This window comes from Finegoldia magna (assembly GCF_018371055.1).
In the GTDB taxonomy this organism is placed as follows: domain Bacteria; phylum Bacillota; class Clostridia; order Tissierellales; family Peptoniphilaceae; genus Finegoldia; species Finegoldia magna_I.
Genome location: NZ_JAGYZD010000114.1, coordinates 1 through 5530 on the forward strand (window position 1 = coordinate 1; position 5530 = coordinate 5530).

The window sequence follows — 5530 nt, forward strand, 5'->3', positions numbered from 1 at the left end:
TGATAGCTATACCAAGTGGAATTAGTAAAATTACCGACAAGTTATAGCTCATCTTAGATTTAGATTTCATAAATTCCTCCTATAAATTTTACGAAAAAACTTTTCGCGTTGAATAAATTTTATCATAATACGACTAATTAATAAATCATTTTTCGTTAAAAATATTAACAAAAATTTTGTGTTACTAAAATATTTAATTCAAAATCTACAAAACTCTCAGCATACCCTTTTTGTTAGGAAATTGTTGAAAATGAAATTTTTCGTAAAATGCATCATAAGGAGTATTCGCAAGCAAAATAATATACGCATCTTCATCGTAATTTTCGTCCAAGTAGTTGCTAACCTCATTCATCAAAACCCTTCCCAAACCATTTTTCTGATAGCTTGAATCCACCATAACATCAGTAACCACAAGACTAATCGCCCCATCTCCGACAACCCTTGCCATCGCAATCAACTTATCACCATCGTAAATTGATGTAATGAAAAGAGAATTTTCGATTGCAACCTTCGCATTCTCCCTTGATTTTCTATTTCCAATACCAGATTTTTCACGCAAATCGTTGTACTCATCTGGACTAACTGCTGCATTTTTTATAACGTATTTTGTATTCATAATTCACCTCACAAATATTATCCATTATTTTTCTAATTTTTACAAAAAAAGAGATATCAGCTTGCTGCCAATATCTCTAAAGTTTTATTTTGAAATACTTTCTACTCCTCCAATTACTTGGATTTCTTTGATGTTAGAATCGTTCAAATATTTTTGAACAGATGCTGGAATTTTATCTTTTTCAAGTAATATTATTGGAGTTTTATTAATTTGTGTTATAGGACCTGCAACTAATGCGTCTACATAATTATATCCATTTGCTACAAGGATTTTTTCTGCTTTTGGATAGATGTGTTTTGCGACTTCTACTGAAGTTTCGAATCTATCTTTTCCACTTAATCTAGTTACTTTTATTCCCATAGATACAAGCTCTTGTTCGACTTTTTCTGATACAGAAGATTTTCCGCCTACAATTACAATTTCATTTACTTTCCATTCTTTAATTGCTTTCTTCGTGTATTCATTTAATTCATTGATTTGAGTTAACAATACAGGGATATTTTCCTTAGCAGCAATGCTATTACCACTAAGTGCATCGACAATGTTCACTCCACTTGCCAACACAATTTTGTGTTTATTGCCAGATTTTTCCACGACTTTTTTGCCAACTTCGACAGATGTTCTGTATCTATCTTTTCCTGAAACTCTTACTACATTGTATCCTTGTTGTTTTAAATTAGATTCTACTTTTTGAGATATAGTAGATTCTCCACCTACAATATAAATATTTTTTGCGTTTAATCTTTTAATTTCATTCAAAGTATTTTGGTTTACTTTTGATTTATCGCTTAAAAGTATTGGACTTTTTAAAGATGTCGCAAGTGGTGTTGATGTCAACGAATCCACCAATTCATTTGCTGATGTTAATACGATGCTTTCAGAAGATGAGAAGTGTTTTTTAGAAATTTCAATAGCTGTTTGATATCTGTCTTCTCCTGAAATTCTAGAATTTGCAAATTGCTTGTACAAATCTTCGAATGATTTCACTTCTTTTTTATCAGAAGGATTAGTATTATCTCCTGGATTACTTGGGAGTACTGTGCCTGGATTATTCGGTTTATCATCTGGTGTACTTGGTTTGTCATCTGGTTTACTTGGTTTATCACCTGGAACACTTGGATTATCTTCTACTGGTTTTTTAGTATATTCTATTGCAATATCATTAATAGACAATGTTTTTGTTTTTATGTCTACCAAATCTTTATCTTGTTTAAATGGCAACAAGTTTAAGTTTCCATATTTGTCGATTTCATAAACTGCTACAACATTTTTATCATTAGGAACAACTCTTTGTATTGTAAAATCTCCTAACGCCATTTTTGTAACTTCACATCTGTGAGGATTTATTAATTTAAATCTGAATAAATCAAAATCTTTTCCTGCAAGTTTTCTTACATCTGATTTGTCTGGATAAGTCGTTTTAAGCATCAAATCCCCAAAGTTCATTCCTTTGATAGTTGTACTCTTATCATCAGATTTCAATTCTGTATTGTTGGCGTTTTCTTCTCCTTTTGGAACTAATGTTAAATAAGTTGCGTTAGTACAAGAAGTTTGATTGAATACATATTTGCCGTCGCCCCATTTTAATGGATGGTTTGGTCCTCTTTCAGATTTATCAACAAGTGTAAATGGGAAATTTGCAATCGCAAATTCATCTTTTGAGTCTTCAACTCTTACTGAATATTGAACGCCTTCGTACAAATCAATTGGTGTGATTGGAACTCCCCATTCGTCTTCTTCTAAAGTAGTCGCTGTTACAGTGTCATATTCACTTGTAAATATCAACTTAACATTGCTATAATCTTTTGGATTTTTCTTGTCTTGTAATATTCTTACATAATCTATAGTGTATTTGTCTTTTATTACTTCATCTTTTTCCAAAGGTCTGATTGTAAGATGATCTATTTTTGGATCAACTGGTTTTGCGTATGGGTTTTTAGTTTTATGTCTAATTGGTAAGTTACCTTCACCATTTGCTTTAAAGTAGAATTCATTAACTTCTTTATCAAATGGAGTGTCCGCTAAGATAAATTGCTTGTTATTAGAACCAGTTGATAGCATATAGTCATCATTTTCATATACATATAATGATGCTAATTCTCCTGCATACGCCATAAAAGTTCCTACTCTTTCAGATCTAGTTAAGTCATATAATGTGAAATACAAAGATTCCATCTCACCAAGAGGTCTTGTCTTTCCATTTTCTTTAACCAAAATTGGAATAGGTGCCATTTTTACTTTTTTATCGGATAAATTACATACATCATCCACTGATTCTTTTGAATAATCCAACTTAGATAACAAGATTTCTTCCAAAACTTTATTATCATCAGTTAATGCCACAATCTTGCCGTTTACTTTCTTCGCTGTCACAGTTAAAGCGTCAAGTTTGTATTCGTCATTTTTCTTCAAACGAATTTGGTATTTTTCACCTTCTCTTAAAGTGAATTTTACTTTAGCTGAATTTGATTTTATGCTTGTAACTTTTTTAGTGTTCAAATTTTCCAATTCAAATCCCAATTCTTTATCAACTGGCAATCTGTTACAAGAACCACACAATACATCCAATTCAAATTCTTGATCCAATTTTTCTTCTGATTTCTTGCCGTATTCAATTACAGTATCGTAAATTGATAATGTTTTTGTTTTGATATTTGCTACATTATCTTTTATAGTAAAGTCTAATTTTGTAAGGCTACCGTCTTTTTCTACTTGATATACAGCCTTCACTGATTTATCCTTTGGAATATTTCTGTGAATTGTAAAATCTCCATCAGCCATTTTGGAAACTTCACATCTTTTTGGATTGATTAATTTAAATCTAAATAAATCAAAGTCTTTTCCTTGCATTTCCTTGATTTGTGATTTATCTGGATGAATTGTTCTTAATAACAAATCCCTAAAATTCATTCCAGAAACAGATGTGTTTCCATTAATACATTTGATAACTGTGTTATGTTTGTTTTCTTCGCCTTTTTTAACAACAGTTATGTAGTTTGCATTTCCACAATAGGAATGATTAAATCCGTATTTGCCATCCCCCCATCCTAATGGATGATGAGGTCCTCTTTCAGATTTGTCTACTATAGTAAATGGGAAGTTTTCAATTGCGTATTGTCCCTTAGGATCCTCAATTTTTACGGAATATTGTACTCCTTCGTGCAAACTAAAAGGGCTCAATAAAGTTCCGTATTGATCTTGCAAAATAGGAACTGCTGTAACTGTATCGTATTCACTCGTGAATACAACTTTTAAATCTTTAAAGTCTTGCTTATCATTTTCAATTGGAGCTATACAAACATAATCCAAAGTAACCCTGTCAGTGATTTTTTCATTTTCTTTTAAATGACGAACAGTCAATGAATCTATTTCTGTTTTCGCTGGTTGTAAGTATGGGTTTTTTGCTTTATGTCTAATTGGCAATTTACCTTCTCCATTTTGTCTGAAATAAAATTCACTAACAGACTTTTCAAATGGTTTGTCTGCCAAGATAAATTTTTTATTCTTAGGGCTTGTGAATAGAATATAATCATCTTTTTCATAAACACTTAGTGCTGGAATTTGTCCATTAACAGTTTTTACTTCTCCTACTCTTTCAGCTTTAGAAGTATTATAAAGATTAAATATCACTTCTTCGTCTGATTTCAAGGCTCTTTTGTTACCATTTTCTTCCACCATCATTGGAATAGGTGCCATGGTTACTTTCTTGTCTGAAAATTCACAAACATCTTCGACACATTCCTTAGAAAGATCTATTTTGGATACTAGGATATCTTCCAAAATATAATTATCTTCTTTTGCTAAAACAAGATCTCCCTCATATTCCATTACTTCTACATTAAATGGATCCATTTGGTAATCTTTGTTCTTCTTCAAAGTGATTTTGTATTTTTGACCAACTTTTATATCATTGATACTAAATTTGGTAATTCCTTGTGCTGAACTAAACTCCATCACTTCTTTTGTTTCTAAATTTTCTAATTCAAAGTCCAATTGGTTTTCAACAGGTCGCATATCGCATACTTTACATAATACTTTGAAAGAAAATTCTTTTGTTTTGACATTTGATTCTGGTAATGTAGTTTCATTATTTACATTACTATCTACTTTTTCATCTGCTGCTTTTACGACTGGAGCATATCCAAAAACAAGCGCAAAAGCTAACAGAAAAGCTACAACTCTTTTCAAATCTTCCTCCTAATAATTTTATTTTTTGGTAGTTAATTTTATACCGATATCATTATAACTTAATAACACATTTAAAACAATTAATTTAATAATAGTTTATCGTCTTATTTAAAAATAAAATTATATACTTTATCACAGCATATTTATTTGCGAGTAACGTAAAAAACTCCTAATTAATCGTTAAACTAATTAGGAGTTTGTATTGAAAATATTTATAACTTCATCGACAAAGAAACCAATCCTCTTTCTTTATCTATTCCAATTATTTTTACTTTTACGGTGTCACTTACTTCGCACACTTCTCTTGGGTTTTTGATGTACGAATCGCTCATTTTAGATATGTGGCAAAGTCCATCTTCTTTGATTCCGATGTCTATGAAGGCGCCGAAATCCACGACGTTTCTGACTGTTCCTGTGACTATCATTCCTTCTTCCAAATCGTCGATTGACAATACGTCTTGTCTTAGAACTGGTTTTGGCATTTCGTCACGTGGGTCTCTGCCTGGTTTTTTAAGTTCTTCTATAATATCACGCAAAGTAGGTTCTCCTACTTCCAATTCCTCGGAAAGTTTTTTCACATCGATATCGTTCAAATCGTATTTCATAATTTGTTTTGCGATTTCGTAGCTTTCTGGGTGAACTTCTGTGTTATCTAATATTTCTTCGCTTTCAGGAATTCTCAAAAATCCTGCACATTGTACGAATGCTTTTGGTCCAATTCCTTTT

The 5530-nt window shown here is 31.3% G+C and carries 3 protein-coding genes; all 3 read right to left on the reverse strand.

Going from position 1 to position 5530, the window contains the following annotated elements:
• Positions 1-205: 205 nt before the first annotated feature.
• Complete coding sequence (locus KHW44_RS05980) at positions 206-616, reverse strand: GNAT family N-acetyltransferase (RefSeq protein ID WP_304067172.1); 411 nt, start codon at positions 614-616, stop codon at positions 206-208.
• Positions 617-700: 84 nt separating this feature from the next.
• Positions 701-4804: a cell wall-binding repeat-containing protein gene (locus KHW44_RS05985; RefSeq protein WP_304067175.1), complete on the reverse strand. Its 4104-nt coding sequence runs from the start codon at positions 4802-4804 to the stop codon at positions 701-703.
• 212 nt (positions 4805-5016) lie between these two features.
• Positions 5017-5530, reverse strand: a 514-nt coding sequence (locus KHW44_RS05990) for a S1 RNA-binding domain-containing protein (RefSeq protein ID WP_304067178.1), incomplete at its 5' end; no start/stop codon positions are given.

What these genes read in the sequence shown, in the direction of transcription:
- KHW44_RS05980 (WP_304067172.1), bottom strand. Translation starts at nt 616, where the DNA reads ATGAATACAAAATACGTTATAAAAAATGCAGCAGTTAGTCCAGATGAG.